Below are 26,944 nucleotides of genomic sequence, written 5' to 3'. Positions count from 1 at the left end.
ATTAGCCGGAAACCTGGAGCACAGCGTCAATAAGGCAGGTCCGCATTCGCCACCTGTAAGTGAAGAAATATGATAAATGCAAATCGTCCGATACTGAATCTCGACCTCGATCTGCTGAGAACATTCGTTGCCGTCGCCGATCTGAATACGTTTGCCGCTGCCGCAGCAGCGGTATGCCGAACTCAGTCTGCGGTAAGTCAACAGATGCAACGTCTGGAACAGCTGGTCGGAAAAGAGCTCTTTGCCCGCCATGGGCGCAATAAATTGCTGACTGAGCAGGGTATTCAACTGCTGGGCTACGCACGCAAAATCCTGCGTTTTAATGATGAAGCCTGTATGTCGCTGATGTTCAGCGGCCTGCAAGGGATCTTAACCATTGGCGCATCTGATGAAACGGCCGAGACTATTTTGCCGTTTTTGTTGAACCGGATCGGCAGTTTCTACCCGAAACTGACGCTGGAAATTAAGGTTCTTAATCATGCTGAAGCGGTGGACAGGCTGGCAAGCGGGGCGATTGATCTCGCGCTGACGACTCACCAGGCCGCGGATTTCGATACGCTGATCCTACGCACTTCGCCAACGCTATGGTACTGCGCTGCTGATTATGTGTTGCCGCGTGAGGAGTCGATCCCGCTGATCCTGCTGGAAGAGCCAGGCCCGTTCCGTGAGGACATCATTGCCGCGCTGAATGCCGCCAGTGCGCCGTGGCATCTGGCCCATTCCGCCTCGACGCTTGCGGGCGTCAAAGCGGCGGTAAAAGCAGGGCTGGGTGTGACCGCCCGTCCGGTAGAAATGATGAGTCCCGAGCTACGGGTTGTCGGCAAGAATGAGGGGCTTCCTGTTCTGCCGGATACGCAATATGTGCTGAGCTGTAACGCGCACAGGATAAGCGAGTCGGCGCAGGCTATTTTCCAGTCGCTGACCCAGGATTATACCCCCTGGTCATCTGAGCCTGCGCTTACCCCGGAAGGGGGAGATAATTCCCTCATTTCCTGAGTGGAATTAGTTACACAGATCACAAAAAGCTGGTAACAAATTGTAAGTGTAAAAATGAGCCGCTAAGGTCTGAATTATGCCTTGCGGTTCTTTTTTTTCTTATTTTACAGGGGTTTTTAATATTTTATTGTTTTATTTGTATGTTTATCAGTTAGTTACATTCAATGCGGCGCTCACTCCCCGACTTTTCCCTGCACTTTCAATACTTCATGCTAATGTTAAAAAACCGGCTGGATTGTTGCTGTTTTATAGGTTTAATTAACAAAACCGTGTCACAGATCAAAAAAATACCCCTCCTTAGGGGGAGGAATCGAGGCTAAATCCTGTCAAAATAGACGGGTAATTTTGATTTACACCAGAAACGGACACGATTCAACAACACTAAATCCGGTTTGTATGCAAGGTTATTCCGCATAAAAGGGCATTTAATGTTAATGAAAAAAATCTAATGTAAATTAATGTTGTTAAAACTTTTGTTGAAGTTGACAAAAGGTTAAAGAAAGGGGTAAAAAGCCACCGCATACAGCCTTCTACGTTAAGTAGGGACGCTTTTTTGCAAGGTTATTTTTTTATTCCTCCCCGTGAAACGCTGTGGCGTTCATCTGCCAGCAAGAGCAGAGGGTTTAGCGCTACACTTTTTTGGTTAAGCAATGCGTATGTCAACATCCACTGAAGTCATCGCTCATCATTGGGCATTCGCTATATTTCTCATCATTGCCATCGGCCTGTGCTGCCTGATGCTTGTCGGGGGCTGGTACCTCGGCGGTCGCGCGCGCGCGCGTAGCAAGAACACGCCGTTTGAATCGGGGATCGACTCCGTTGGTTCGGCTCGCTTACGTCTTTCTGCGAAGTTTTATCTGGTTGCCATGTTCTTCGTTATCTTCGACGTGGAAGCTCTGTATCTCTACGCATGGTCGACTTCTATCCGCGAAAGCGGCTGGGTCGGCTTTGTGGAAGCCGCAATTTTCATTTTAGTGCTACTGGCAGGTCTGGTTTACCTCGTTCGTATCGGCGCACTGGACTGGACGCCTGCGCGTTCCCGTCGCACGCTGGTTAATTCAGAAACAGACAGTCCCACTAACCGTCATATGCAGTAAAAGCGAGGCAATAAGATGGATTATACGCTCACCCGCATAGATCCTAACGGTGAGAACGACCGTTACCCCCTGCAGAAACAGGAGATCGTAACCGACCCCCTGGAGCAAGAAGTCAATAAAAGCGTGTATATGGGGAAACTCGAACATGCGCTGCATGACATGGTGAACTGGGGCCGCAAGAACTCAATCTGGCCCTACAACTTCGGCCTGTCATGCTGCTACGTTGAAATGGTGACGTCATTCACTGCGGTGCATGACGTTGCGCGTTTTGGCGCCGAGGTACTGCGTGCTTCTCCTCGTCAGGCGGACCTGATGGTGGTCGCCGGCACCTGCTTCACCAAAATGGCGCCGGTCATTCAGCGTCTGTATGACCAGATGCTGGAGCCTAAGTGGGTTATCTCCATGGGCGCCTGCGCCAACTCCGGCGGGATGTACGATATTTATTCTGTCGTCCAGGGCGTGGACAAGTTTATTCCGGTTGATGTTTACATCCCGGGCTGTCCGCCGCGTCCGGAAGCTTATATGCAGGCGCTGATGCTGCTGCAGGAGTCCATTGGTAAAGAACGTCGCCCGCTCTCATGGGTGGTTGGCGATCAGGGCGTGTACCGCGCCAACATGCAGTCGGAACGCGAGCGTAAACGTGGTGAACGCATTGCAGTGACCAATCTGCGGACACCGGACGAGATTTAACTTGCGCCTGCGGGCGGCGGAATAACACTTCGCAAATCAATCTACAACAGCGCGAAGCCTCGCCCGGCAGTCACCACGGACCTTTTGCAATGGTGAACAATATGACCGATTTACATGCGCATGACGCCGCACCAGCCTGGCAAACCCGCGATCACCTCGATGACCCGGTGATCGGCGAACTGCGCAATCGTTTTGGGCCGGATGCCTTTACCGTTCAGCCTACCCGCACCGGCGTTCCGGTGGTCTGGGTCAAGCGCGAGCAGCTGCTGGAGGTGGTTGATTTCCTGAAGAAATTGCCAAAACCTTACGTCATGCTGTTCGATCTGCACGGCATGGACGAACGTCTGCGTACCCACCGTGACGGGCTGCCCGCCGCGGATTTTTCCGTTTTCTATCACCTGATTTCTATTGAACGCAATCGTGACGTCATGCTCAAGGTAGCATTGTCTGAAAACGATCTGCGCGTGCCGACACTGACCAAACTGTTCCCGAATGCCAACTGGTATGAGCGTGAAACGTGGGAAATGTTCGGGATTGATATCGAAGGCCACCCGCACCTGACGCGCATCATGATGCCGCCGACCTGGGAAGGCCATCCGCTGCGTAAAGACTACCCGGCGCGTGCCACCGAATTCGATCCGTTTGAGCTGACGAAAGCCAAGCAGGATCTGGAGATGGAAGCGCTGACTTTCAAACCGGAAGCGTGGGGCATGAAGCGCGGAACCGAAAACGAGGACTTTATGTTCCTCAACCTCGGCCCGAACCACCCGTCTGCCCACGGTGCTTTCCGTATCGTTCTGCAGCTTGATGGCGAAGAGATCGTCGACTGCGTACCGGATATCGGCTACCACCACCGTGGCGCTGAGAAGATGGGCGAACGTCAGTCCTGGCACAGCTATATTCCGTATACCGACCGTATCGAATACCTCGGCGGCTGCGTCAATGAGATGCCGTACGTTCTGGCGGTCGAAAAGCTGGCGGGGATCACCGTACCGGATCGCGTCAATGTGATTCGCGTTATGCTCTCCGAGCTGTTCCGCATTAACAGTCACCTGCTGTATATCTCGACCTTTATTCAGGACGTCGGCGCAATGACGCCGGTGTTCTTTGCCTTTACCGACCGTCAGAAGATCTACGATCTGGTGGAAGCGATTACCGGTTTCCGTATGCACCCGGCGTGGTTCCGCATCGGCGGCGTGGCGCACGATCTGCCGCGCGGCTGGGATCGTCTGCTGCGTGAATTCCTTGAGTGGATGCCCAAGCGTCTGGATTCTTACGAGAAAGCCGCGCTGCGCAACAGCATTCTGATCGGCCGTTCAAAAGGCGTCGCCGCTTATGGCGCGAAAGAAGCGCTGGCGTGGGGCACCACCGGCGCCGGTCTGCGCGCCACCGGGATCGACTTCGACGTGCGTAAAGCGCGTCCATACTCTGGCTATGAGAACTTTGACTTCGAAGTGCCGGTTGGCGGCGGTGTATCCGACTGCTATACCCGCGTGATGCTGAAAGTCGAAGAGCTGCGCCAGAGCCTGCGCATTCTCCAGCAGTGTCTCGATAATATGCCGGAAGGCCCGTTCAAGGCGGATCACCCGCTGACGACGCCGCCGCCGAAAGAGCGCACGCTGCAGCATATCGAAACCCTGATTACGCACTTCCTGCAGGTTTCCTGGGGCCCGGTCATGCCGGCCAACGAATCCTTCCAGATGATAGAAGCGACGAAGGGTATTAACAGTTACTACCTGACCAGCGACGGCAGCACCATGAGCTATCGTACCCGTATCCGCACGCCGAGCTATGCGCACCTGCAGCAGATCCCGTCGGCGATTCGCGGCAGCCTGGTATCCGACCTGATCGTTTATCTGGGTAGTATCGATTTTGTTATGTCAGACGTGGACCGCTAATTATGCACGAGAATCAACAACCACAAACCGAGGCTTTTGAGCTGAGTGCGGCAGAGCGTGAGGCCATTGAGCACGAGAAGCACCACTACGAAGACCCGCGTGCGGCGTCCATCGAAGCGCTGAAGATCGTTCAGAAACAGCGCGGCTGGGTGCCGGATGGCGCGATCTATGCGATCGCCGACGTACTGGGGATCCCGGCAAGTGACGTGGAAGGGGTAGCCACTTTCTACAGCCAGATCTTCCGCCAGCCGGTTGGCCGTCACGTGATCCGCTATTGCGATAGCGTGGTTTGCCACATCACTGGCTTCCAGGGCATTCAGTCAGCTATCGAGAAAAAGCTCGACATCAAACCGGGTCAAACCACCTTTGATGGCCGCTTTACTCTGCTGCCGACCTGCTGCCTGGGCAACTGCGACAAGGGACCGACGATGATGATTGATGAGGATACTCATAGTTATCTGACGCCGGAGGCGATTCCTGACCTGTTGGAGCAGTATAAATGAAGACAGTGATCCGCACTCCCGAAACGCATCCGCTGACCTGGCGACTGCGCGATGATAAACAGCCGGTATGGCTGGAAGAGTATCAGAGCAAAAACGGCTATGCCGGTGCGCGTAAGGCGCTGCTGGGCCTGGCGCCGGATGAGATCGTCAATCAGGTGAAAGACGCCGGTCTGAAAGGGCGCGGCGGCGCGGGCTTTTCCACCGGTCTGAAGTGGAGCCTGATGCCGAAAGACGAATCCATGAACATCCGTTACCTGCTGTGTAACGCCGATGAGATGGAGCCGGGCACCTATAAAGACCGTCTGTTGATGGAGCAGCTGCCGCACCTGCTGGTGGAAGGCATGCTGATCTCCGCGTTTGCGCTGAAAGCGTACCGCGGCTACATCTTCCTGCGCGGCGAATATATTGAAGCGGCGGTGCATTTACGCCGCGCCATTGCCGAGGCGACCGAAGCCGGTCTGCTGGGCAAAAACATTCTCGGCACCGGTTTCGATTTCGAACTGTTCGTGCACACCGGAGCAGGGCGTTACATCTGCGGTGAAGAAACCGCGCTGATTAACTCCCTTGAAGGCCGTCGCGCCAACCCGCGTTCCAAGCCGCCGTTCCCGGCGAGCTCCGGCGTGTGGGGTAAACCGACCTGCGTGAACAACGTTGAAACCCTGTGTAACGTCCCGGCGATTCTGGCCAACGGCGTCGAGTGGTATCAGAACATTTCAACCAGCAAAGATGCTGGTACCAAGCTGATGGGCTTCTCTGGCCGGGTGAAAAACCCGGGCGTCTGGGAACTGCCGTTCGGTACCACCGCGCGCGAAATCCTCGAGGATTATGCCGGCGGCATGCGCGACGGCCTGAAGTTCAAGGCCTGGCAGCCGGGCGGCGCGGGGACTGACTTCCTGACCGAAGCGCATCTTGATCTGCCGATGGAATTCGAAAGTATTGGCAAAGCGGGGAGCCGTCTGGGTACCGCGCTGGCGATGGCCGTTGACCATGAGATTGGCATGGTGTCGCTGGTGCGTAATCTGGAGGAGTTCTTTGCCCGCGAATCCTGCGGCTGGTGTACGCCGTGCCGTGACGGTCTGCCGTGGAGCGTGAAAATTCTGCGCGCTCTGGAACGCGGTGAAGGTCAGCCGGGAGATATCGAGACACTTGAGCAACTGTGTCGGTTCCTTGGCCCGGGTAAAACCTTCTGTGCGCATGCGCCAGGTGCGGTAGAACCGCTGCAGAGCGCCATTAAATATTTCCGCGACGAATTCGAAGCAGGCATTAAGCAGCAGTTCAGTAATACCCATGCTATCAACGGGATTCAGCCGAACCTGCTTAAGACGCGCTGGTAATGTCTCCACAGGCTCTTCCAGGCGACGCGAAGGCGGCAACCGGGAAGAGGAAGTGGTAACGATTTTTTAATTTGGAAGCATGCTAATGGCTACGATTCATGTAGACGGCAAAGAATACGAGGTCAACGGAGCGGACAACCTGTTAGAGGCTTGTCTCTCTCTTGGTCTTGATATTCCATACTTTTGCTGGCACCCGGCGCTTGGCAGCGTCGGTGCTTGCCGCCAGTGTGCGGTGAAGCAATATCAAAACGCGGAAGACACGCGTGGTCGCCTGGTGATGTCCTGTATGACACCGGCATCCGACGGCACCTTTATCTCTATCGACGACGGTGAAGCGAAGCAGTTCCGCGAGAGCGTGGTTGAGTGGCTGATGACCAACCACCCGCACGACTGCCCGGTCTGTGAAGAAGGGGGTAACTGCCACCTGCAGGATATGACCGTCATGACCGGTCACAGCTTCCGCCGCTACCGTTTCACCAAGCGTACCCACCGCAACCAGGACCTGGGGCCGTTCATCTCTCATGAAATGAACCGCTGCATCGCCTGCTATCGCTGCGTGCGTTACTACAAAGATTACGCTGACGGTACCGACCTGGGCGTTTACGGTGCGCATGACAACGTCTACTTCGGTCGTCCGGAAGATGGCGTGCTGGAAAGCGAATTTTCCGGCAACCTGGTTGAGGTCTGCCCGACCGGCGTATTCACCGATAAGACGCACTCCGAGCGCTATAACCGTAAATGGGATATGCAGTTTGCGCCGAGCATCTGCCAGCAGTGTTCCATCGGCTGTAACATCAGCCCGGGCGAGCGCTATGGCGAACTGCGCCGTATCGAAAACCGTTACAACGGTACCGTTAACCGCTACTTCCTCTGCGACCGCGGCCGTTTTGGCTATGGCTATGTGAACCTGAAAGACCGTCCGCGTCAGCCGGTTCAGCGCCGTGGCGACGATCTGATTACCCTTAACGCCGAGCAGGCAATGCAGGGTGCGGCGGATATTCTGCGTCAGTCGAAAAAGGTGATTGGTATCGGCTCGCCGCGCGCCAGCATTGAAAGCAACTTTGCGTTGCGCGAGCTGGTCGGGGCAGAGAACTTCTATACCGGCATTGCGAAGGCTGAGCAGGAACGTCTGCAGATGATGCTGACCGTGCTGCGTGACGGCGGTATTCATACCCCGACGCTGCGCGACATTGAATCCTACGATGCGGTTCTGGTACTCGGGGAAGATATTACCCAGACCGGCGCCCGCGTTGCCCTGGCCGTGCGCCAGGCGGTGAAAGGGAAAGCGCGTGAAATGGCGGCGGCGCAGAAAGTCGCCGACTGGCAGATAGCCGCAATCCTCAACATCGGTCAACGCGCGAAGCATCCGCTGTTCGTTACCAACATTGACGACACCCGTCTTGACGATGTCGCCGCGTGGACCTATTGCGCACCGGTTGAAGATCAAGCGCGTCTGGGCTTTGCGATTGCCCATGCGCTGGATGAAACCGCACCGGCGGTGGACGGTTTGAGCAGCGATCTGAAAGGCAAAATTGACGTGATCGTTCAGGCGCTGGCCGGAGCGAAGAAACCGCTGATTGTCTCCGGGACTAACGCCGGCAGCATTGAAATCATTCAGGCGGCGGCCAACGTAGCCAAAGCGCTGAAAGGCCGCGGTATTGACGTCGGCGTCACCATGGTGGCCCGGGCAGTGAACAGCGTTGGCCTTGGCATGATTGGCGGCGGTTCTCTGGAAGAGGCGCTGAGCGAGCTGGAAACCGGCGCTGCCGATGCGGTGGTGGTGCTGGAAAACGATCTGCATCGTCACGCTTCTGCCGCGCGCGTTGACGCCGCGCTGGCCAAAGCGCCGCTGGTGATGGTCGTTGACCATCAGCGCACCGCAATTATGGACAAAGCGCACCTGGTGCTTTCTGCGGCGAGCTTCGCCGAAAGCGACGGAACCGTGGTCAATAACGAAGGGCGCGCACAGCGTTTCTTCCAGGTCTACGACCCGTCCTACTACGATGCGAATACCGTGATGCTGGAAAGCTGGCGCTGGCTGCACTCACTACACAGCACCGTCGACAACCGTCAGGTTGACTGGACGCAGCTGGATCATGTGATTGATGCCGCCATTGCTAAGCTGCCGCAGTTGGCGGGGATTAAAGATGCCGCGCCGGACGCGACCTTCCGCATTCGCGGGCAGAAACTGGCTCGTGAACCGCATCGTTATAGCGGTCGTACGGCGATGCGCGCCAATATCAGCGTGCATGAACCGCGTCAGCCGCAGGATAAAGACACCATGTTTGCCTTCTCGATGGAAGGGAACAACCAGCCGTCTGCACCGCGTTCGCAAATTCCGTTTGCCTGGGCGCCGGGCTGGAACTCCCCGCAGGCGTGGAACAAATTCCAGGACGAAGTGGGCGGTAAACTGCGCCATGGCGATCCGGGCGTGCGTCTGATCGAAGCTTCCGCCAGCGGTCTGGAGTACTTTACCGCGGTGCCGGCAGGCTTCCAGGCTGAAGAAGGTCAATGGCGTATCGCGCCGTACTACCATCTGTTCGGCAGTGATGAACTGTCGCAGCGTTCTCCGGTCTTCCAGAGCCGCATGCCGCAGCCGTACATCAAGCTGAACCCGGCCGATGCCGCGAAGCTTGGCGTCAATGAGGGCGCGATGATTTCGTTCCGCGTTGAAGGCCAGACGCTTAGTCTCCCGCTGGTGATTTCTGCGGGACTGACGGCAGGGCAGGTGGGTTTACCGATGGGCATGCCGGGTATTGCGCCGGTACTGACCGGAGCACGTATTGACACTCTGCAGGAGGCGAAAGCATGAGTTGGTTAACACCGGATCTCATCGACATTCTGTTAAGCATCCTCAAGGCAGTGGTGATTCTGCTGGTGGTGGTGACCTGCGGCGCGTTCATGAGCTTTGGCGAACGTCGTCTGCTGGGTCTGTTCCAGAACCGCTACGGACCTAACCGTGTCGGCTGGGGCGGCTCGCTGCAGCTCGTCGCCGACATGATCAAGATGTTCTTTAAAGAGGACTGGGTTCCGCGCTTTACGGACCGCGTAATCTTTACTCTGGCGCCGGTTATCGCCTTTACGTCGCTGCTGCTGGCCTTTGCTATCGTGCCGGTCAGCCCGACGTGGGTGGTCGCTGACCTGAACATCGGCATCCTGTTCTTCCTGATGATGGCCGGTCTGGCGGTTTACGCCGTGCTGTTCGCCGGCTGGTCGAGTAACAACAAATACTCGCTGCTGGGGGCGATGCGTGCATCCGCGCAGACCCTGAGCTACGAAGTGTTCCTCGGTCTGTCGCTGATGGGCGTGGTGGCACAGGCGGGGTCGTTCAACATGAGCGATATCGTCAACAACCAGGCGCATCTGTGGAACGTGATTCCGCAGTTCTTCGGCTTTGTCACCTTTGCTATCGCCGGCGTAGCGGTCTGTCACCGTCACCCGTTTGACCAGCCGGAAGCCGAGCAGGAACTGGCCGATGGTTACCACATCGAATATTCCGGCATGAAGTTCGGTCTGTTCTTCGTCGGTGAGTACATCGGGATTGTCACCGTATCAGCGCTGATAGTGACGCTGTTCTTCGGCGGCTGGAATGGCCCATGGTTACCTCCGTTCATCTGGTTCGCGCTGAAAACCGCGTTCTTCATGATGATGTTCATTTTGATCCGCGCATCATTACCGCGTCCGCGCTATGACCAGGTAATGTCCTTTGGCTGGAAGGTATGCCTGCCGTTAACGCTGATCAACTTGTTGGTAACGGCGGCTGTCATTCTCTGGCAGGCGCAATAAGGGGTGAATTGACCATGACCTTAAAAGAATTATTGGTGGGGTTTGGCACCCAGGTCCGCAGTATCTGGATGATCGGGATGCATGCCTTCGCCAAACGTGAGACCCAGATGTACCCGGAAGAACCGGTATATCTGCCGCCGCGCTACCGTGGCCGTATCGTGCTGACGCGCGACCCGGACGGTGAAGAGCGCTGCGTAGCCTGTAACCTGTGTGCGGTAGCGTGTCCGGTAGGCTGTATCTCTTTGCAAAAAGCAGAGACCAAAGATGGCCGCTGGTACCCGGAGTTTTTCCGTATCAACTTCTCACGCTGCATTTTCTGCGGTCTGTGTGAAGAAGCGTGCCCGACCACGGCGATTCAGTTGACCCCGGACTTCGAACTGGGTGAATACAAGCGTCAGGATCTGGTGTACGAAAAAGAGGATCTGCTGATTTCCGGTCCGGGCAAATACCCGGAATATAACTTCTACCGGATGGCGGGTATGGCAATCGACGGCAAAGATAAAGGCGAAGCAGAGAACGAAGCTAAGCCTATCGACGTCAAGAGCCTGTTACCGTAAGGAGAGGGCAATGGAATTCGCTTTTTATATCTGTGGCCTCATCGCCATCCTCGCAACCCTGCGGGTGATCACCCACACCAATCCGGTGCATGCGCTGCTGTACCTGATTATTTCGCTGTTGGCGATTGCCGGCGTGTTCTTTTCTCTGGGCGCGTACTTCGCCGGGGCGCTGGAAATCATCGTTTACGCCGGGGCCATCATGGTGCTGTTCGTCTTCGTGGTGATGATGCTCAACCTGGGCGGTAGCGAAATCGAACAGGAACGCAAATGGCTGCAGCCGGGGATCTGGATTGGCCCGGCTATCCTGTCTGCGGTGCTGCTGGTGGTTATCGTGTATGCCATCCTCGGTCTTAACGATCAGGGGATTGATGGCGCGGCGATAAGCGCGAAAGAAGTCGGTATTACGCTGTTTGGGCCGTACGTACTGGCGGTGGAGCTGGCCTCCATGCTGCTGCTGGCCGGTCTGGTTGTTGCCTTCCACATTGGCCGCGAAGAGCGCGCCGGTGAAGTGCTGAGCAACCGTCAGGGCGATAGCGACAAAAGAAAAACGGAGGAACACGCATGATTCCCTTAACACATGGGCTGATCCTCGCCGCGATCCTGTTTGTGCTCGGCCTGACGGGTCTGGTTATCCGCCGCAATCTGCTGTTTATGCTGATTAGCCTGGAAATCATGATCAACGCCGCGGCGCTGGCTTTCGTGGTGGCAGGCAGCTACTGGGGTCAGACCGACGGTCAGATAATGTATATCCTCGCCATCAGCCTCGCGGCTGCGGAAGCGAGTATCGGCCTGGCGCTGTTGCTGCAGCTCCATCGTCGCCGCCAGAACCTGAACATCGATTCAGTAAGTGAGTTGCGTGGATGAACATGCTTGCCTTAACCATTCTTCTGCCATTGATTGGCTTTGTTCTGCTGTCATTCTCCCGTGGCCGCTGGTCGGAAAACCTCTCCGCCACCGTGGGAATGGGGTCAGTCGGCCTGGCGGCGCTGGTGACCGCGTTTGTCGGCGTCGACTTCTTTGCGAACGGCAAACAGGCGGTCAGCGTACCGCTGTGGACCTGGATGTCGGTGGGTGATTTCAACATCGGTTTTAACCTGGTGCTGGATGGTCTTTCGCTGACCATGCTCTCCGTGGTCACCGGCGTTGGCTTCCTGATCCACATGTTCGCCTCCTGGTATATGCGCGGTGAAGAGGGCTACTCCCGCTTCTTCGCCTACACCAACCTGTTTATCGCGAGCATGGTGGTGCTGGTGCTGGCCGATAACCTGCTGCTGATGTATCTCGGCTGGGAAGGCGTGGGCCTGTGCTCCTATCTGCTGATCGGTTTCTACTATACCGATCCGAAGAATGGCGCCGCCGCAATGAAAGCCTTCGTGGTGACCCGTGTCGGTGACGTGTTCCTCGCGTTTGCGCTGTTCATTCTCTACAACGAGCTGGGCACCCTGAACTTCCGCGAAATGGTCGAACTGGCGCCTGCGCACTTTGAAGCCGGCAACAATATGCTGTGGTGGGCCACCTTGATGCTGTTGGGCGGTGCGGTCGGTAAATCGGCGCAGCTGCCGCTGCAGACCTGGCTTGCGGACGCGATGGCCGGTCCGACGCCGGTCTCCGCGTTGATCCACGCCGCCACCATGGTGACCGCGGGCGTCTACCTGATTGCCCGTACCCATGGCCTGTTCCTGATGACCCCGGAAATTCTCCATCTGGTCGGTATCGTCGGGGCGGTGACGCTGGTGCTCGCAGGCTTTGCCGCGCTGGTTCAGACCGACATCAAACGCGTACTCGCTTACTCCACTATGAGCCAGATTGGCTACATGTTCCTGGCGCTGGGCGTACAGGCATGGGATGCGGCGATTTTCCACCTGATGACCCACGCGTTCTTTAAAGCGCTGCTGTTCCTCTCGTCCGGCTCGGTCATTCTGGCCTGCCACCACGAGCAGAACATCTTCAAAATGGGCGGCCTGCGTAAGTCGATTCCGCTGGTGTACGTCTGCTTCCTGGTGGGGGGCGCGGCGCTGTCCGCACTGCCGCTGATTACCGCAGGCTTCTTCAGTAAGGACGAAATCCTCGCTGGCGCGATGGCTAACGGTCATATCAACCTGATGGTAGCCGGCCTGGTCGGGGCGTTTATGACCTCGCTGTATACCTTCCGGATGATCTTCATCGTCTTCCACGGTAAAGAACAGATCCACGCGCACGCCGGGAAGGGGATTACCCACCATCTGCCGCTGATTGTGCTGCTGATTCTGTCGACCTTCGTTGGCGCACTGATCGTTCCGCCGCTGCAGGGCGTACTGCCGCAGACCACCGAACTTGAGCACGGTCGCGTGATGACGCTGGAAATCGCCTCGGGGATCATCGCGATTGCCGGCATCCTGATTGCCGCCTGGCTGTGGCTGGGTAAACGTACGCTGGTGACCTCCATCGCCAACAGCGCGCCGGGCCGTCTGCTGGGTACCTGGTGGTACAACGCATGGGGCTTCGACTGGTTGTACGACAAAGTGTTCGTGAAACCATTCCTCGGCATCGCGTGGCTGCTGAAGAGCGATCCGCTGAATGCCATGATGAACATTCCGGCCATCCTCTCCCGCTTTGCAGGTAAAGGCCTGCTGCTTAGCGAGAATGGTTATCTACGCTGGTATGTGGCGTCAATGAGCGTCGGGGCGGTTGTCGTACTGGCGTTGCTGATGGTACTGCGCTGAGTTTGTGGGTTGAGTGAATATCCCCGGCGGCGGTCCGCTGCCGGGTTTGTGAACCAAGAATGAATTTTAGGTAACTGCTTCTGAAGTCCAGGCGTCATCGGCGAGTGCGATAGCCTGTTCGGGAGTGAGAATATAAGGGACATACTTAGCTATGCTATTACCCTGGTTAATACTAATCCCCTTTATCGGCGGGTTTCTGTGCTGGCAGACTGAACGCTTTGGCGTGAAGATGCCGCGCTGGATTGCGCTGATTACCATGGGACTGACGCTGGTGCTCTCCCTGCAGCTGTGGCTACAGGGCGGTTATTCGCTGACGCAATCCGCGGGTATTCCGCAGTGGCAGTCAGAATTCGTGATGCCGTGGATCCCTCGCTTCGGTATTAGCATTCATCTGGCTATCGACGGTCTGTCGCTGCTGATGGTGGTGCTGACCGGTCTGCTCGGCGTGCTGGCCGTGCTCTGTTCGTGGCGCGAAATCGAAAAATACCAGGGCTTCTTCCACCTCAACCTGATGTGGATCCTGGGCGGCGTTATCGGCGTGTTCCTTGCCATCGACCTGTTCCTGTTCTTCTTCTTCTGGGAAATGATGCTGGTGCCGATGTACTTCCTGATCGCGCTGTGGGGCCATAAGGCTTCCGACGGTAAAACGCGTATCACGGCGGCAACCAAGTTCTTCATCTATACCCAGGCGAGCGGCCTGGTGATGTTGATTGCCATCCTGGCGCTGGCCTTCGTGCACTTTAACGCGACCGGCGTCTGGACCTTCAACTATGAAGATCTGCTGAAAACCCCGATGTCCCATGGCGTCGAATACATGCTGATGCTCGGCTTCTTCATCGCCTTCGCGGTGAAAATGCCGGTGGTTCCGCTGCACGGCTGGCTGCCGGATGCCCACTCTCAGGCACCGACCGCCGGTTCCGTTGACCTCGCCGGTATTTTGCTGAAAACGGCGGCCTACGGTCTGCTGCGTTTTGCTCTGCCGCTGTTCCCGAATGCTTCCGCCGAGTTTGCTCCCATCGCCATGTGGCTGGGCGTTATCGGTATCTTCTACGGCGCGTGGATGGCCTTCTGCCAGTACGACATCAAACGCCTGATTGCTTACACCTCCGTTTCCCACATGGGCTTCGTGCTGATTGCTATCTACACCGGCAGCCAGCTGGCGTACCAGGGGGCGGTCATTCAGATGATTGCCCACGGTCTGTCCGCGGCTGGTCTGTTCATTCTCTGCGGCCAGCTGTATGAACGCCTGCATACCCGCGATATGCGTCAGATGGGCGGTCTGTGGAGCAAAATTAAATGGCTGCCGGCGCTGTCGATGTTCTTCGCCGTGGCAACGCTGGGGATGCCGGGTACCGGTAACTTCGTCGGCGAATTCATGATTCTGTTCGGCAGCTACAAAGTGGTGCCGGTGATTACCGTGATCTCCACCTTTGGACTGGTCTTCGCTTCCGTCTACTCGCTCTCAATGCTGCATCGCGCGTACTTCGGTAAAGCGAAGAGCGACATCGCGGCGCAGGAGATGCGGGGAATGTCGCTGCGTGAACTGTCGATTGTTCTGCTGTTGGTGGTTCTGCTGGTGCTGCTGGGCTTCTTCCCGCAGCCGATTCTGGACACCTCACATGCTGCGATGAGCAACATTCAGCAGTGGTTTGTTAATTCCGTTTCTACTACAAGGCCGTAATTCGCCATGACAATAACTCCACAACAACTGATCGCACTGCTACCGCTGCTGATCGTCGGCTTGACGGTGGTGGTTGTGATGCTCTCCATTGCGTGGCGACGCAATCATTTCCTTAATGCCACGCTGTCGGTTCTTGGTCTGAACGCTGCGCTGATCTCACTCTGGTTCGTGGGTCAGAACGGTGCGATGGACGTCACGCCGCTGATTCGCGTTGACGGCTACGCCATGCTCTATACCGGGCTGGTGCTGCTGGCAAGCCTGGCCACCTGTACCTTCGCGTACCCGTGGCTTGAGGGATACAAGGACAACAAAGAAGAGTTCTACCTGCTGGTGCTTATCGCCGCGCTGGGTGGCATTCTGCTGGCGGGCGCCAACCATCTGGCCGCGCTGTTCCTCGGTATTGAATTGATTTCGCTGCCGCTGTTCGGCCTTATCGGTTATGCCTTCCGCCAGAAGCGTTCGCTGGAAGCGAGTATCAAATACACCATTCTGTCCGCCGCAGCCTCTTCATTCCTGCTGTTCGGTATGGCGCTGGTGTATGCCAATTCGGGCAACCTGTCCTTCCTGGCGCTGGGTAAAAGCCTGGCAGACAACGCTCTGCACGAACCGCTGCTGCTGGCGGGTCTGGGCCTGATGATCGTCGGCCTCGGCTTTAAGCTGTCGCTGGTGCCGTTTCACCTGTGGACGCCAGACGTTTACCAGGGCGCGCCGGCACCGGTATCTACCTTCCTGGCAACCGCCAGCAAGATTGCTATCTTCGGCGTGGTGATGCGTCTGTTCCTGTACATGCCGGTGGGAAACAGCGAAGCGGTACGCGTGGTGCTGGGCCTGATTGCCTTTGCCTCCATCATCTTCGGTAACCTGATGGCGCTGAGCCAGACCAATATCAAACGTCTGCTCGGCTACTCCTCCATCTCGCATCTTGGCTATCTGCTGGTGGCGCTGATTGCCCTGCAGAGCGGTGAAATGTCGATGGAAGCCGTGGGTGTCTATCTGGCCGGCTATCTGTTCAGCAGCCTCGGCGCGTTCGGCGTGGTGAGCCTGATGTCCAGCCCATACCGTGGTCCGGATGCCGACTCGCTGTACTCCTATCGCGGCCTGTTCTGGCACCGTCCGATTCTGTCGGCGGTCATGACGGTGATGATGCTGTCGCTGGCAGGTATCCCGATGACGCTGGGCTTTATCGGTAAATTCTACGTGCTGGCCGTCGGTGTGCATGCACACCTGTGGTGGCTGGTTGCCGCCGTGGTGATCGGTTCGGCGATTGGTCTGTACTACTACCTGCGCGTGGCGGTGAGTCTGTACCTGAGCGCGCCGGATAAACTGAATCGCGATGCGCCGTCGAACTGGCAGTACAGCGCGGGCGGTATCGTGGTGCTGATCTCCGCGCTGCTGGTCCTCGTGCTTGGCGTGTGGCCGCAGCCGCTGATTAGCATTGTGCAGCTGGCAACACCGCTGATGTAATCGCCGGGGCCGGGGTGGATACCGCTGGCCCTGTAACCCTGCCAGCCCGTTGTGAGACGGGCTGGCATTTTTTTTGCCTCGTTCCGCTGTTTTATCCCTTCCAGCCCGGCTAACTCAGGCTGTACACCATAAAGTCTTCGGCCAGCAGCGTCCGGGGAAACACGTCCCGACACTCCGCCAGCAGGCGCAGACAGCCTTCCGCGTCATAGCGCGAACTAAAATGGGTAGCGATAAACATACTGACGCCGGCATCGCGGGCCAGCGCCGCTGCCTGCTGGCTCGACGAATGACCGCGGCTATTGGCTTTTTCCGCCATGGCCTGCTCCAGCGTCGTTTCATGAACCATCAGGTCAACGCCGCGCGCCAGCTCAAGCGCCGCCTCGCAGGGGGCCGTATCGCCAAAAATTGCCAGCGTTTTGCCGGGCGTCGCCGGGTCAAGATAGCGCTTCCCATCGATCGTCCGGCCATCTTCCAGCTCCACCGTCTCTCCCTGTTTCAGGCGCTGAAACAGCGGGCCCGGGCGGACGCCGTCGGCAATCAGACGCGCGGCATCAAGGGCGCCAGGGCGGGCGTGCTCTTCGATACGATAGCCGTAGCATTCCACCGGATGATTCAGCGGATACGCGCTGACCCGATAGCCTCCTTCATCAAAGACCAGACCGGGGCCCACTTCGACAATGGTGAGCGGATAATCGGTCCATGAACCGCTTAAGCGCAGCGCGGTTTCCACAAACTCCCTGAGCCCCGTCGGGCCGTACAGCGTCAGCGGCAGCGAGTTGCCCTGCATGGAGCGGCTGCACAGCAGGCCGGGGAGGCCGAACAGATGATCGCCGTGGAGGTGGGTAATAAAAATCTTATTCAGTTTTCCTGGGTGGTACGGGGTATGTAAAAACTGATGCTGGGTACCTTCTCCGCAGTCGAACAACCACATCTCCGCTGCCGTCGGCTGTTGCAAATTCAGCACGATAGACGTCATATTACGTGTACGGGTCGGCACGCCTGCGGATGTCCCCAAAAATGTCAATTCCATCGTCCAGTGTCCTCAGGGCGTGGGTGAAAAAACTCAAGTATACAGGAGCAGTCAATGATTACATGGCAGGATCTTCACCACGCAGAGCTGACCGTCCCGCAGCTGTACGCTTTGCTACAGCTGCGCTGCGCGGTATTTGTCGTCGAACAAACCTGCCCCTATCAGGATGTTGACGGTGATGACCTGATCGGTGAAAACCGCCATCTGCTCGGCTGGCGAGGGGATGAACTGGTGGCCTATGCGCGCATTTTGAAAAGCGACGATGATATTGAGCCGGTGGTGATTGGACGCGTCATTGTCAGCCCGGCGGTGCGCGGTGAAAAGCTGGGTTATCAGCTGATGGAGCAGGCGCTGGCCAGCTGTCGTCGTCACTGGCCGCACAAGGCTATCTATCTCGGCGCCCAGGCGCATCTGCAACGTTTTTACGCCAGCTTCGGTTTTCAACCGGTGACCGACGTTTACGATGAGGACGGTATTGCGCATATTGGTATGGCCCGCGAGGCGGTCACCGGTTAAACGCCGTTAGCGTAACTACGCAAAGAATCTATACTTTTTTTCCTTCAGTCTGCTCTGGCTGGCCGCCGCCGCATGCGGAAAGTCCTCTCCCTCATTATGGGTACTGCAATTTCACCCCAGTACCCCGTATAATCTGTGGTTTTTATTCTCTGGAGGTTTGCGTGCTGTCTGTTTCCACTGCGCTGGAACGCTTACGTGACTGCCTGTCTGACGATTTTCCGCCGTCGTCCGGTACGCGAATTTTCGATATTCCTTTCCCTCTTCATGACGCTTTTGACCCGCTTCTGTGGTGCGGTCATCAAGCGCAGTGGCCGCAGTTTTACTGGCAGCAGCGCAATGGCGATGAAGAGCTTGCCGCGCTCGGCGCGGTCAAAACCTTCCCGTCTTTGGCCGGGGCTCACGGCTTCCTGCAGCGCCAGGGGCTGGCGGATTTACGTATTTGCGGCCTGAATGCATTTAATCCGCAGGAAGGGAGGCTCTTTCTGCCGCGGCTGGAGTGGCGTCGGGTCGGGGGGAGAGCCACCCTGCGCCTGTTGTTGAGTAGCGAGACCTCACTGCGCGAAGATGCCATCGCGGCCCGGGAATTTCTCCAGACGCTAACGCCTGACCAGGCGCAGCCCGCCGCTCTGCCGCCGGTGCTCAGCGAACACCATTCCCCGGACTATCCGCAATGGCATGCGTTGATTGAACAGGCAACTCAGGCGATTGCCGCAGGGGAGATGGATAAAGTGGTGCTGGCGCGGGCCACCGATGTCCAGTTTGCCGCGCCGCCGGATCCGCTGGCGATCGTGGCTGCCAGCCGGCGCAGTAACCACCGCTGTTTTCATTTTATGATGGCCTTTAACGCACAGCGGACATTCTTTGGTTCAACGCCGGAGCGGCTTTGGCGCCGGCGCGGGACGCTGCTGCGCACCGAAGCGCTGGCCGGGACCGTTGCCAGCCATCCTGACGATCGCCAGGCGCAATTGTTGGCCGACTGGCTGATGAAAGATGATAAAAATCAGCGCGAGAATATGCTGGTGGTGGAGGATATCTGCCAGCGTATGCAGGATGAGGTCCGTTCGCTGGACGTCCTGCCGCCGCAGGTGGTGCGGTTGCGTAAAGTTCAGCATCTGCGCCGCTGCATCTGGGCTGAACTCTCTCAGCCTGACGATACCCGCTGCCTGCATCAGCTGCAGCCGACCGCCGCGGTCGCAGGATTACCGCGTCGGGCGGCGCTGGCATTTATTACCCACCATGAACCTTTTACCCGGGAATGGTACGCCGGTTCCGCTGGCTACCTGTCGCTGGCGCAAAGCGAATTCTGCGTGGCCCTGCGTTCGGCGCAAGTCGAAAACGCCACGCTGAGGCTGTATGCCGGTGCCGGGATTGTCAGCGGTTCCGATCCTGAGCAGGAGTGGCAGGAGATAGAAAATAAGGCGGCGGGACTGCGTTCCTTGTTATTGACAAAAACGTAGATAAACGACGCATATCAATACTCCATTGCTTTGTATTACCTATACTTAGCCTCAATATTTGATACCGGACAATTTCATGTCAGTAAGCGCATTTAACCGACGCTGGGCGGCGGTGATCCTCGAAGCATTAACTCGCCACGGCGTGCAGCATATTTGCATTGCGCCGGGCTCGCGCTCGACACCTCTTACCCTGGCAGCGGCGGAAAACCGCGCGTTTATTCCTCATACCCATTTTGATGAGCGCGGTCTCGGCCATCTGGCGCTGGGGCTGGCAAAAGCCAGCCGGCAGCCGGTGGCGGTGATTGTCACGTCCGGAACGGCGACGGCTAACCTCTATCCGGCCTTAATTGAGGCGGGGCTGACCGGTGAAAAGCTGATACTTCTCACTGCCGATCGTCCCCCGGAGCTGATTGACTGTGGTGCGAACCAGGCTATCCGCCAGCCGGGCATGTTTGCTTCTCATCCCTCGCAGACGCTGTCGTTGCCGCGTCCGTCGCAGGATGTGCCCGCGCGCTGGCTGGTATCGACGATTGACCAGGCGCTGGGCGCTCTGCATTCCGGCGGTATCCATATCAACTGTCCGTTCGCCGAGCCGCTGTACGGCGAGATGGATGACACCGGCGTGGAGTGGCAGCAGCAGCTCGGCGCGTGGTGGCAAAGCGATAAACCCTGGCTGCGGCAGTCCCTGCATCTGGAAAGCGAAAAGCAGCGCGACTGGTTTTTCTGGCGACAGAAGCGGGGCGTTGTCGTCGCGGGTCGCATGAGCGCTGCTGAAGGTAAAAAAGTCGCCGGGTGGGCAAAAACGCTCGGCTGGCCGCTGATTGGCGACATCCTTTCCCAGACCGGGCAGCCGCTGCCGTGCGCCGACCTGTGGCTGGCGAACGGCAAAGCGGTGAGCGAACTGCAGCAGGCGCAAATCGTTGTACAACTGGGCAGCAGCCTCACCGGTAAACGCGTGCTGCAGTGGCAGGCCACCTGTGAACCGGAAGAATACTGGGTCGTGGATAATCTCCCCGGTCGCCTCGACCCGGCTCATCACCGCGGTCGTCGGCTGGTCTGCCCGGTGGAACAGTGGCTGGATCTGCATCCGGCGGAAAGCCGCCAGCCGTGGGCGACGACGATCCCGGAGCTGTCGCGGCAGGCCTGGCAGGCGGCGGCCGACCGCAGTGAGGCATTTGGCGAAGCCCAGCTGGCTCACCGGATTCACCGCTATCTTCCGGAACAGGGGCAGCTGTTTGTCGGTAACAGCCTGGTGGTTCGGTTAATTGATGCCCTGGCGCAGCTTCCGGCAGGATATCCGGTTTATAGCAACCGCGGCGCCAGCGGTATTGATGGCCTGCTGGCGACGGCGGCAGGGGTTCAGCGAGCCAGCGCCCGCCCGACGCTGGCGATCGTCGGCGATCTTTCCGCGCTCTACGATCTGAACTCGCTGGCGTTGCTGCGCCAGGCCTCTGCGCCGCTGGTGCTGATCGTGGTAAACAACAACGGCGGGCAGATCTTCTCTTTGCTGCCGACGCCGCAGGATCAACGGCGCCAGTTTTATCTGATGCCGCAGGATGTCAATTTCGGCCATGCGGCGGCGATGTTTGGCCTTCATTATCATCGCCCGGGCAACTGGGAGGCACTGGAAGCGGCGCTGGCCGGCGCCTGGCGTCTTCCTGGCGCCACGCTGATTGAGCTGGTGGTGAATGAGACGGAAGGCACTCATACTCTGCAACAGCTGCTGGCGCAGGTCAGCCGGCTATGAGTCTGCACGCCCGGTGCGAAAAGGGGCAGTCGGGCTATCCCTGGCTGGTCTTTTTACACGGTTTTTCCGGCGACAGCCGGGAGTGGCAAACGGTGGGCGCCGCGTTCAGCGCTTATCCGCAGCTGTATATTGATCTGCCGGGCCACGGTGGTTCGCGCGATGTCAGGGTCAGCGGTTTTGCCGAGGTTAGCCTGCGGCTGGAGAAAACGCTGGCGCACTATCATGTTCGGGACTACTGGCTGATCGGCTATTCGCTGGGCGGGCGTATTGCGATGTTTTTTGCCAGCCAGCCGCGGTGCGGGCTGTGCGGACTGGTCGTAGAGGGCGGCCATCCCGGTCTCCAGGATGCGCATCAACGCCGGCAGCGCGCTTGTAGCGATGCTGCCTGGGCTGAGCGCTTTCGCCGCGAGCCGCTGGTTCAGGTTTTTGCCGACTGGTACCAGCAGCCGGTTTTCGCCGGTTTAAGTACGCAGCAGCGGGAAGCGCTTGTTGCGCTGCGCAGCCACAACAGCGGTGCCAGTCTGGCCGCGATGCTGGAGGCGACTTCCCTCGCCGTACAGCCCGACCTGCGTGCGCAACTCCGCGCCCGGCGCTACCCTTTTCACTATCTTTGCGGCGAGCGCGATGCGAAGTTTCGCGCCCTTGCGCGCGACGTCGCCGCAACGACACATATTATTCATCATGCCGGGCATAACGCGCATCGGGAAAATCCCGCGGCGGTGGTGTCATGTCTGGCCCAGTTTTTAGCGAGTTAACCAAAGGACATTCTATGATCTCTCTTGATGAAGCAATGCTCTACGCCCCCGTGGAATGGCACGATTGCTCCGAAGGCTATACCGACATTCGTTACCAGAAGTCGACGGACGGGATTGCTAAAATCACCATTAACCGGCCGCAGGTGCGCAATGCGTTCCGCCCGCTGACCGTGAAAGAGATGATTCAGGCGCTGTCCGATGCCCGATATGACGACAATATCGGCGTCATTATCCTCACCGGCGAAGGCGATAAAGCATTCTGCGCCGGCGGCGACCAGAAGGTACGCGGCGATTACGGCGGCTACCAGGATGATTCCGGCGTTCACCACCTGAACGTGCTCGATTTTCAGCGCCAAATCCGCACCTGCCCAAAACCGATCGTGGCGATGGTGGCGGGGTATTCCATCGGCGGCGGTCACGTTCTGCATATGATGTGCGATCTGACGATTGCCGCAGAAAATGCCATCTTCGGCCAGACCGGCCCGAAAGTCGGCTCATTTGACGGTGGCTGGGGCGCATCCTACATGGCGCGGATCGTCGGACAGAAAAAAGCGCGCGAAATCTGGTTCCTGTGCCGTCAGTACGATGCGCAGCAGGCGCTGGATATGGGGCTGGTCAACACCGTCGTCCCGCTGGCAGATCTGGAAAAAGAGACCGTGCGCTGGTGTCGAGAAATGCTGCAAAACAGCCCGATGGCGCTGCGCTGCCTGAAGGCGGCGCTGAATGCCGATTGTGATGGCCAGGCGGGGCTGCAGGAGCTGGCGGGGAATGCCACCATGCTGTTCTACATGACCGAAGAGGGGCAGGAAGGGCGTAACGCTTTCAACCAGAAACGTCAGCCGGACTTCAGCAAATTTAAACGGAATCCATAATGCGTCAGGCGCAGGTTTACCGCTGGCAGGTACCGATGGACGCGGGCGTGGTACTGCGCGAACGGCGGTTAAAAACTCGCGATGGGCTGTTCATCCACCTGCAGGACGGTGAACGTCAGGGATGGGGCGAAATTGCGCCTCTGCCGGGCTTTAGCGCGGAAACGCTGGAGGAGGCGCAGTGCGCGCTGGTGGCATGGGCGAAAGCCTGGCGGCAGCGCGAGAATCTGTCCGGGCCGTCTCACCCTTCCGTGGCCTTCGGCATCAGCTGCGCGCTGGCGGAGCTGAACGATGAACTGCCGCTGGAGGCGGAGTATCGCGCGGTGCCGCTGTGCACCGGCGACCCGGACGAACTGTTTGCCAGGCTGGCGGCGCTGCCCGGTGAAAAGGTAGCGAAGGTCAAGATCGGGCTGTATGAAGCGGTGCGTGACGGCATGGTGGTTAACCTGCTGCTGGAAGCGATTCCCGATCTGCAGCTGCGTCTGGACGCCAACCGCGCCTGGACCCCGCTCAAAGCGCAGCAGTTTGCGAAATATGTCCATCCGCAGTACCGCGACCGTATCGCCTTCCTTGAGGAACCGTGTAAAACCCGCGACGACTCCCGGGCTTTTGCCCGGGAAACCGGCATTGCGATTGCCTGGGATGAAAGTCTGCGTGAGGCGGATTTTCGTTTTCAGGCGGAGCCGGGTTTGCGTGCGCTGGTGATCAAGCCGACGCTCACCGGTAGCCTGGACAAAGTACGGGAACAGGTCGCCGCGGCACACGCGCTGGGGCTGACGGCGGTGATCAGCTCATCGATCGAATCAAGCCTTGGACTGACGCAGCTGGCGCGGATTGCCGCCTGGCTGACGCCGCAGACCCTTCCCGGTCTGGATACCCTGGCATTGATGCGCGCGCAGCTGATTCGCCCCTGGCCTGACAGCCCGTTACCCTGCCTGAACAGTGATGAGCTGGAGCCGCTGCTGTGACCTTTAGCGACTGGCCATGGCGGCACTGGCGCCGGCTGCGCGGCGATGCGCCGGCGGTGCGTCTGAACGACGTTGTCCTGAACTGGCGACAGCTGTGCGCTGAAGTTGACGCGCTGGCCGCGGGCTTCCGCGCTCAAGGGGTCAATGAAGGGGAGGGCGTGCTGCTGCGGGCCTATAACCAGCCGTCGGCATTGCTGGCATGGCTGGCGCTGCTTCAGTGCGGCGCCCGGGTGCTTCCTCTGAATCCTCAGCTCCCGCCTTCGCTGCTGGCGGCAGTGTTACCCTCACTCGATTTGCGTTATGCGCTGGCGCTGAACGGCGATCCGCTCGCCCTCGACTTTGCGCCGCTGGCGCTGCAACGCGCGGCGGGTGGCTTGACGCTACCCTGGTGCGAAGAACGCCTGGCGTCAATGACGCTCACCTCCGGCTCTACGGGGCTGCCGAAGGCTGCCGTGCACAGCTGTCGGGCGCATCTTGCCAGCGCTGAAGGCGTGCTGGCGATGATTCCGCTGGCGTCGGATGATGACTGGCTGCTGTCGTTGCCGCTGTTTCATGTTTCCGGCCAGGGTATTCTCTGGCGCTGGCTGCTGGCGGGCGCCCGCCTGACGGTAAGAGAAAGACAACCGCTGGAACAGGCGCTGCGAGGCTGTACGCATGCCTCGCTGGTGCCCACTCAGCTCTGGCGGTTGCTCAATAGTGAGGCTGATGTGCCGTTGAAGGCGGTGCTGTTGGGCGGCGCGGCGATTCCCGTCGCGTTGACCGAACAGGCGCGCGGCCGGGGGATTCGCTGCTGGTGCGGCTATGGTCTGACGGAGTTCGCCTCGACGGTATGCGGCAAAGAGGCGGATGGCGCACCGGACGTTGGCCAGCCGCTGCCGGGGCGCGCGCTGAAAATCGTTGAAGGCGAAGTCTGGCTGCGTGCCGACAGCATGGCGGCTGGCTACTGGCGCGATGGCGGGGTGCAGCCGCTGGTCAACGCACAGGGCTGGTTTGCCACTCGCGATCGCGGCGAGATCAGGGAGGGCAAACTGACTCTGCTTGGGCGGATGGATAACCTCTTTTTCAGCGGAGGGGAAGGTATTCAGCCTGAAGAGGTGGAGAGAGTACTCCTGGCTCATCCGCAGATTCAGCAGGCGTTTATCGTGCCGTTAGACGATGCGGAGTTTGGTCAGCGTCCGGTGGCGGTGGTGGAGTGCGCTGCGCAGTGCGATGTCGCCGCGCTGGCGGTCTGGGCACAGGATAAGCTGGCACGTTTTCAGCAGCCGGTACGCTGGTTGACGTTACCTGATTCGTTGCAAACCGGCGGGATTAAAATTTCCCGCCGGGCATTACGTGACTGGGTTAATGCGTTGCCAGGCAGCCAGACCCGTTAACCGGGGTTGGCCTCGGCACGGCGCCGGCGTTGCTTACGCAGATAGCGTAGCAGCGGGGGAATAACGATCGCGGCGATGGCGAGGAACAATAATGTTTTGGTCACGCCGCTTCCCCACAAAATCGACAGATTGCCGTTGCTGATAGACAGCGCCCGGCGCAGGTTTTGCTCCAGCATCTCCCCGAGCACGAAACCTAAGATCAGCGGCGACATCGGGAAGTGCATTTTACGCAGAATGTACCCGAGCACTCCGAGTCCGACCATTAGCAGCAAATCGAAGGTCGTACTGTGGACCGCGTAGACGCCGACGGCAGAAACGGCGGCAATCGCCGGCACCAGGAACCACAGTGGGATCGTCAGCATCCGGGTAAACAGGCCGATCAGCGGGATGTTCATAATCAGGAGCATCACGTTGGCGATCAGCAGGGCGGCGATCAATCCCCAGACGATGTCCGGTTGTTCGGTAAACATGGCGGGACCTGGCGTGATGTTGTACAGCGTCAGGGCTCCCATCATCACCGCCGTGGTGCCGGAACCGGGCACCACGAGGGTCAGCATCGGGATGAACGAGCCGCAGGCGGAGGCGTTATTGGCCGCTTCCGGGGCGGCGACGCCGCGGATATCCCCTTTGCCGAAGCTGTCGCTGCTGCCGCTGAGCTTTTTCTCGGTCATATAGGTGATGGCGCTGGCAATGGTAGCCCCGGCGCCGGGCAGAATACCGACGAAGAAACCTACCACCGACGAGCGCAGCGTGGCGCCCACGCACTGACCGGCCTCTTTGGCGTTAAACAACATACGCCCGGTTTTCCGCACCAGCGTTTGCCCGCTGCTGGTGCTTTCCAGCATCAGCAGAATTTCAGAGACGCTAAACAGCCCTATGACGACGACGATAAACTGCACGCCATCCGAGAGGTGGATGCTGTCGAAGGTAAAGCGGTAGACTCCGGTATTGGCATCGACACCCACCGTCGCCAGACCTAAACCAATTAAGGCGGAGAGAAACGACTTCAGCGGGTTCTGCGCCATCATGCTGCCCAGGCAGGCAATGGCAAACACCATCAGGGCGAAATACTCTGCGGGACCGAATGCCAGCGACCACTGTGCCAGCACCGGTGCGAACAAAATAATGCCGCCAATCGCGATAAGCGATCCGACAAAAGAGCTGACCGCCGAAATCGATAAGGCCACCCCGCCGCGTCCCTGCTGGGCCATCGGATAACCGTCGAGAGCGGTCATAATGGCGGCGGCATCGCCGGGCACATTCAGTAAAATGGACGAGATGCGCCCGCCGTACTCGCAGCCGATATAGACCGTCGCCAGCAGAATCAGGGCAGATTCAGCAGGCAGATGCAGTGCGAACGCCAGAGGCAGCAGAATCGCCACGCCGTTAATTGGCCCGAGGCCGGGCAACAGGCCGACGATGGTGCCGACGAAGCAGCCAATCAGCGCAATCATCAGGTTCGTCGGCGTCATCGCCACGGCGAAGCCCTGCGAAAGATAAATCCAGGTATCCATAGACTTC

Annotated in this window: 23 protein-coding genes; 21 read left to right on the top strand and 2 right to left on the bottom strand. The window is 58.5% G+C overall.

Going from position 1 to position 26,944, the window contains the following annotated elements; all coding sequences use genetic code 11:
- Nucleotides 1-69 precede the first annotated feature (69 nt).
- The 14 genes from MC50_RS00790 to nuoN all read left to right on the top strand — a co-directional run bounded on the left by MC50_RS00790 (nucleotide 70) and on the right by nuoN (nucleotide 16,708).
- Nucleotides 70-996, top strand: a complete 927-nt coding sequence (locus MC50_RS00790) for a LysR family transcriptional regulator (protein ID WP_032695476.1) — start codon at nucleotides 70-72, stop codon at nucleotides 994-996.
- A 650-nt stretch (nucleotides 997-1,646) separates the two neighbouring features.
- The gene (gene nuoA / locus MC50_RS00775) at nucleotides 1,647-2,093 is read left to right on the top strand and encodes an NADH-quinone oxidoreductase subunit NuoA (RefSeq protein ID WP_004865103.1); all 447 of its coding nucleotides are present in this window, start codon (nucleotides 1,647-1,649) and stop codon (nucleotides 2,091-2,093) included.
- 15 nt (nucleotides 2,094-2,108) lie between these two features.
- Nucleotides 2,109-2,783, top strand: coding sequence for an NADH-quinone oxidoreductase subunit NuoB (gene nuoB / locus MC50_RS00770; protein WP_002913178.1), 675 nt, complete (start codon nucleotides 2,109-2,111; stop codon nucleotides 2,781-2,783).
- Between the two features lie 89 nt (nucleotides 2,784-2,872).
- Nucleotides 2,873-4,681: an NADH-quinone oxidoreductase subunit C/D gene (gene nuoC / locus MC50_RS00765; protein WP_004865102.1), complete on the top strand. Its 1,809-nt coding sequence runs from the start codon at nucleotides 2,873-2,875 to the stop codon at nucleotides 4,679-4,681.
- Nucleotides 4,682-4,683: 2 nt separating this feature from the next.
- Nucleotides 4,684-5,184 carry an NADH-quinone oxidoreductase subunit NuoE gene (gene nuoE, locus MC50_RS00760; protein ID WP_004865099.1) on the top strand — a complete coding sequence of 167 codons (501 nt, stop codon included), beginning with the start codon at nucleotides 4,684-4,686 and terminating at the stop codon, nucleotides 5,182-5,184.
- A complete protein-coding gene (gene nuoF, locus MC50_RS00755) occupies nucleotides 5,181-6,518 on the top strand; it encodes an NADH-quinone oxidoreductase subunit NuoF (RefSeq protein WP_004865097.1) in 1,338 nt (445 codons plus the stop codon). Before nuoE ends, nuoF begins: the two co-directional genes overlap by 4 nt.
- Nucleotides 6,519-6,603: 85 nt before the next feature.
- Nucleotides 6,604-9,330, top strand: a complete 2,727-nt coding sequence (nuoG, locus tag MC50_RS00750; protein ID WP_047663337.1) for an NADH-quinone oxidoreductase subunit NuoG — start codon at nucleotides 6,604-6,606, stop codon at nucleotides 9,328-9,330.
- Nucleotides 9,327-10,304, top strand: coding sequence for an NADH-quinone oxidoreductase subunit NuoH (nuoH, locus tag MC50_RS00745; protein ID WP_004865093.1), 978 nt, complete (start codon nucleotides 9,327-9,329; stop codon nucleotides 10,302-10,304). Before nuoG ends, nuoH begins: the two co-directional genes overlap by 4 nt.
- Before the next feature lie 14 nt (nucleotides 10,305-10,318).
- On the top strand, nucleotides 10,319-10,861 hold the full coding sequence (gene nuoI, locus MC50_RS00740) for an NADH-quinone oxidoreductase subunit NuoI (protein ID WP_004865092.1): 543 nt from the start codon (nucleotides 10,319-10,321) through the stop codon (nucleotides 10,859-10,861).
- A 10-nt stretch (nucleotides 10,862-10,871) separates the two neighbouring features.
- Entirely contained in the window at nucleotides 10,872-11,426 is a 555-nt protein-coding gene (gene nuoJ / locus MC50_RS00735) for an NADH-quinone oxidoreductase subunit J (RefSeq protein ID WP_004865089.1), read from the top strand.
- Nucleotides 11,423-11,725, top strand: a complete 303-nt coding sequence (gene nuoK / locus MC50_RS00730) for an NADH-quinone oxidoreductase subunit NuoK (protein WP_004865088.1) — start codon at nucleotides 11,423-11,425, stop codon at nucleotides 11,723-11,725. Before nuoJ ends, nuoK begins: the two co-directional genes overlap by 4 nt.
- Nucleotides 11,722-13,563, top strand: a complete 1,842-nt coding sequence (gene nuoL, locus MC50_RS00725) for an NADH-quinone oxidoreductase subunit L (RefSeq protein ID WP_004865085.1) — start codon at nucleotides 11,722-11,724, stop codon at nucleotides 13,561-13,563. Before nuoK ends, nuoL begins: the two co-directional genes overlap by 4 nt.
- Before the next feature lie 151 nt (nucleotides 13,564-13,714).
- Complete coding sequence (nuoM, locus tag MC50_RS00720) at nucleotides 13,715-15,244, top strand: NADH-quinone oxidoreductase subunit M (RefSeq protein ID WP_004865084.1); 1,530 nt, start codon at nucleotides 13,715-13,717, stop codon at nucleotides 15,242-15,244.
- A gap of 6 nt (nucleotides 15,245-15,250) precedes the next feature.
- A complete protein-coding gene (gene nuoN, locus MC50_RS00715) occupies nucleotides 15,251-16,708 on the top strand; it encodes an NADH-quinone oxidoreductase subunit NuoN (protein ID WP_004865083.1) in 1,458 nt (485 codons plus the stop codon).
- Nucleotides 16,709-16,817: 109 nt separating this feature from the next.
- Here nuoN and rnz read toward each other — a convergent pair whose 3' ends face one another.
- Nucleotides 16,818-17,738 (bottom strand): ribonuclease Z, encoded by a 921-nt coding sequence (rnz, locus tag MC50_RS00710; protein WP_047663336.1) that lies wholly within the window; start codon nucleotides 17,736-17,738, stop codon nucleotides 16,818-16,820.
- Between the two features lie 54 nt (nucleotides 17,739-17,792).
- On the opposite strand from rnz, the gene MC50_RS00705 reads away from it, so the two are divergent.
- The 7 genes from MC50_RS00705 (at nucleotide 17,793) to menE (ending at nucleotide 25,423) form a co-directional block, all read left to right on the top strand.
- Complete coding sequence (locus MC50_RS00705; protein ID WP_004865081.1) at nucleotides 17,793-18,254, top strand: GNAT family N-acetyltransferase; 462 nt, start codon at nucleotides 17,793-17,795, stop codon at nucleotides 18,252-18,254.
- A 161-nt stretch (nucleotides 18,255-18,415) separates the two neighbouring features.
- Nucleotides 18,416-19,711, top strand: coding sequence for an isochorismate synthase MenF (gene menF, locus MC50_RS00700; RefSeq protein WP_102990873.1), 1,296 nt, complete (start codon nucleotides 18,416-18,418; stop codon nucleotides 19,709-19,711).
- Nucleotides 19,712-19,787: 76 nt separating this feature from the next.
- Nucleotides 19,788-21,458 (top strand): 2-succinyl-5-enolpyruvyl-6-hydroxy-3-cyclohexene-1-carboxylic-acid synthase, encoded by a 1,671-nt coding sequence (gene menD / locus MC50_RS00695; protein WP_047663335.1) that lies wholly within the window; start codon nucleotides 19,788-19,790, stop codon nucleotides 21,456-21,458.
- Nucleotides 21,455-22,213, top strand: a complete 759-nt coding sequence (gene menH, locus MC50_RS00690) for a 2-succinyl-6-hydroxy-2,4-cyclohexadiene-1-carboxylate synthase (protein WP_004865078.1) — start codon at nucleotides 21,455-21,457, stop codon at nucleotides 22,211-22,213. The genes menD and menH overlap by 4 nt, the downstream gene beginning before the upstream one ends.
- 14 nt (nucleotides 22,214-22,227) lie before the next feature.
- Nucleotides 22,228-23,085 carry a 1,4-dihydroxy-2-naphthoyl-CoA synthase gene (gene menB, locus MC50_RS00685; RefSeq protein ID WP_032686654.1) on the top strand — a complete coding sequence of 286 codons (858 nt, stop codon included), beginning with the start codon at nucleotides 22,228-22,230 and terminating at the stop codon, nucleotides 23,083-23,085.
- Nucleotides 23,085-24,050, top strand: a complete 966-nt coding sequence (menC, locus tag MC50_RS00680) for an o-succinylbenzoate synthase (RefSeq protein WP_047663334.1) — start codon at nucleotides 23,085-23,087, stop codon at nucleotides 24,048-24,050. The genes menB and menC overlap by 1 nt, the downstream gene beginning before the upstream one ends.
- A complete protein-coding gene (gene menE, locus MC50_RS00675; protein WP_047663333.1) occupies nucleotides 24,047-25,423 on the top strand; it encodes an o-succinylbenzoate--CoA ligase in 1,377 nt (458 codons plus the stop codon). Before menC ends, menE begins: the two co-directional genes overlap by 4 nt.
- On the opposite strand, the gene MC50_RS00670 is transcribed toward menE, so the two are convergent.
- Complete coding sequence (locus MC50_RS00670; RefSeq protein WP_102990874.1) at nucleotides 25,420-26,937, bottom strand: tripartite tricarboxylate transporter permease; 1,518 nt, start codon at nucleotides 26,935-26,937, stop codon at nucleotides 25,420-25,422. The two genes, menE and MC50_RS00670, sit on opposite strands and share 4 nt — an antisense overlap.
- Nucleotides 26,938-26,944: the final 7 nt, after the last annotated feature.

Source organism: Klebsiella planticola, from assembly GCF_000783935.2.
Classification (GTDB): Bacteria; Pseudomonadota; Gammaproteobacteria; order Enterobacterales; family Enterobacteriaceae; genus Klebsiella; species Klebsiella planticola.
Note: the sequence above shows the minus strand (reverse complement) of the source record. Positions and strands in the feature narration are given on the sequence as shown.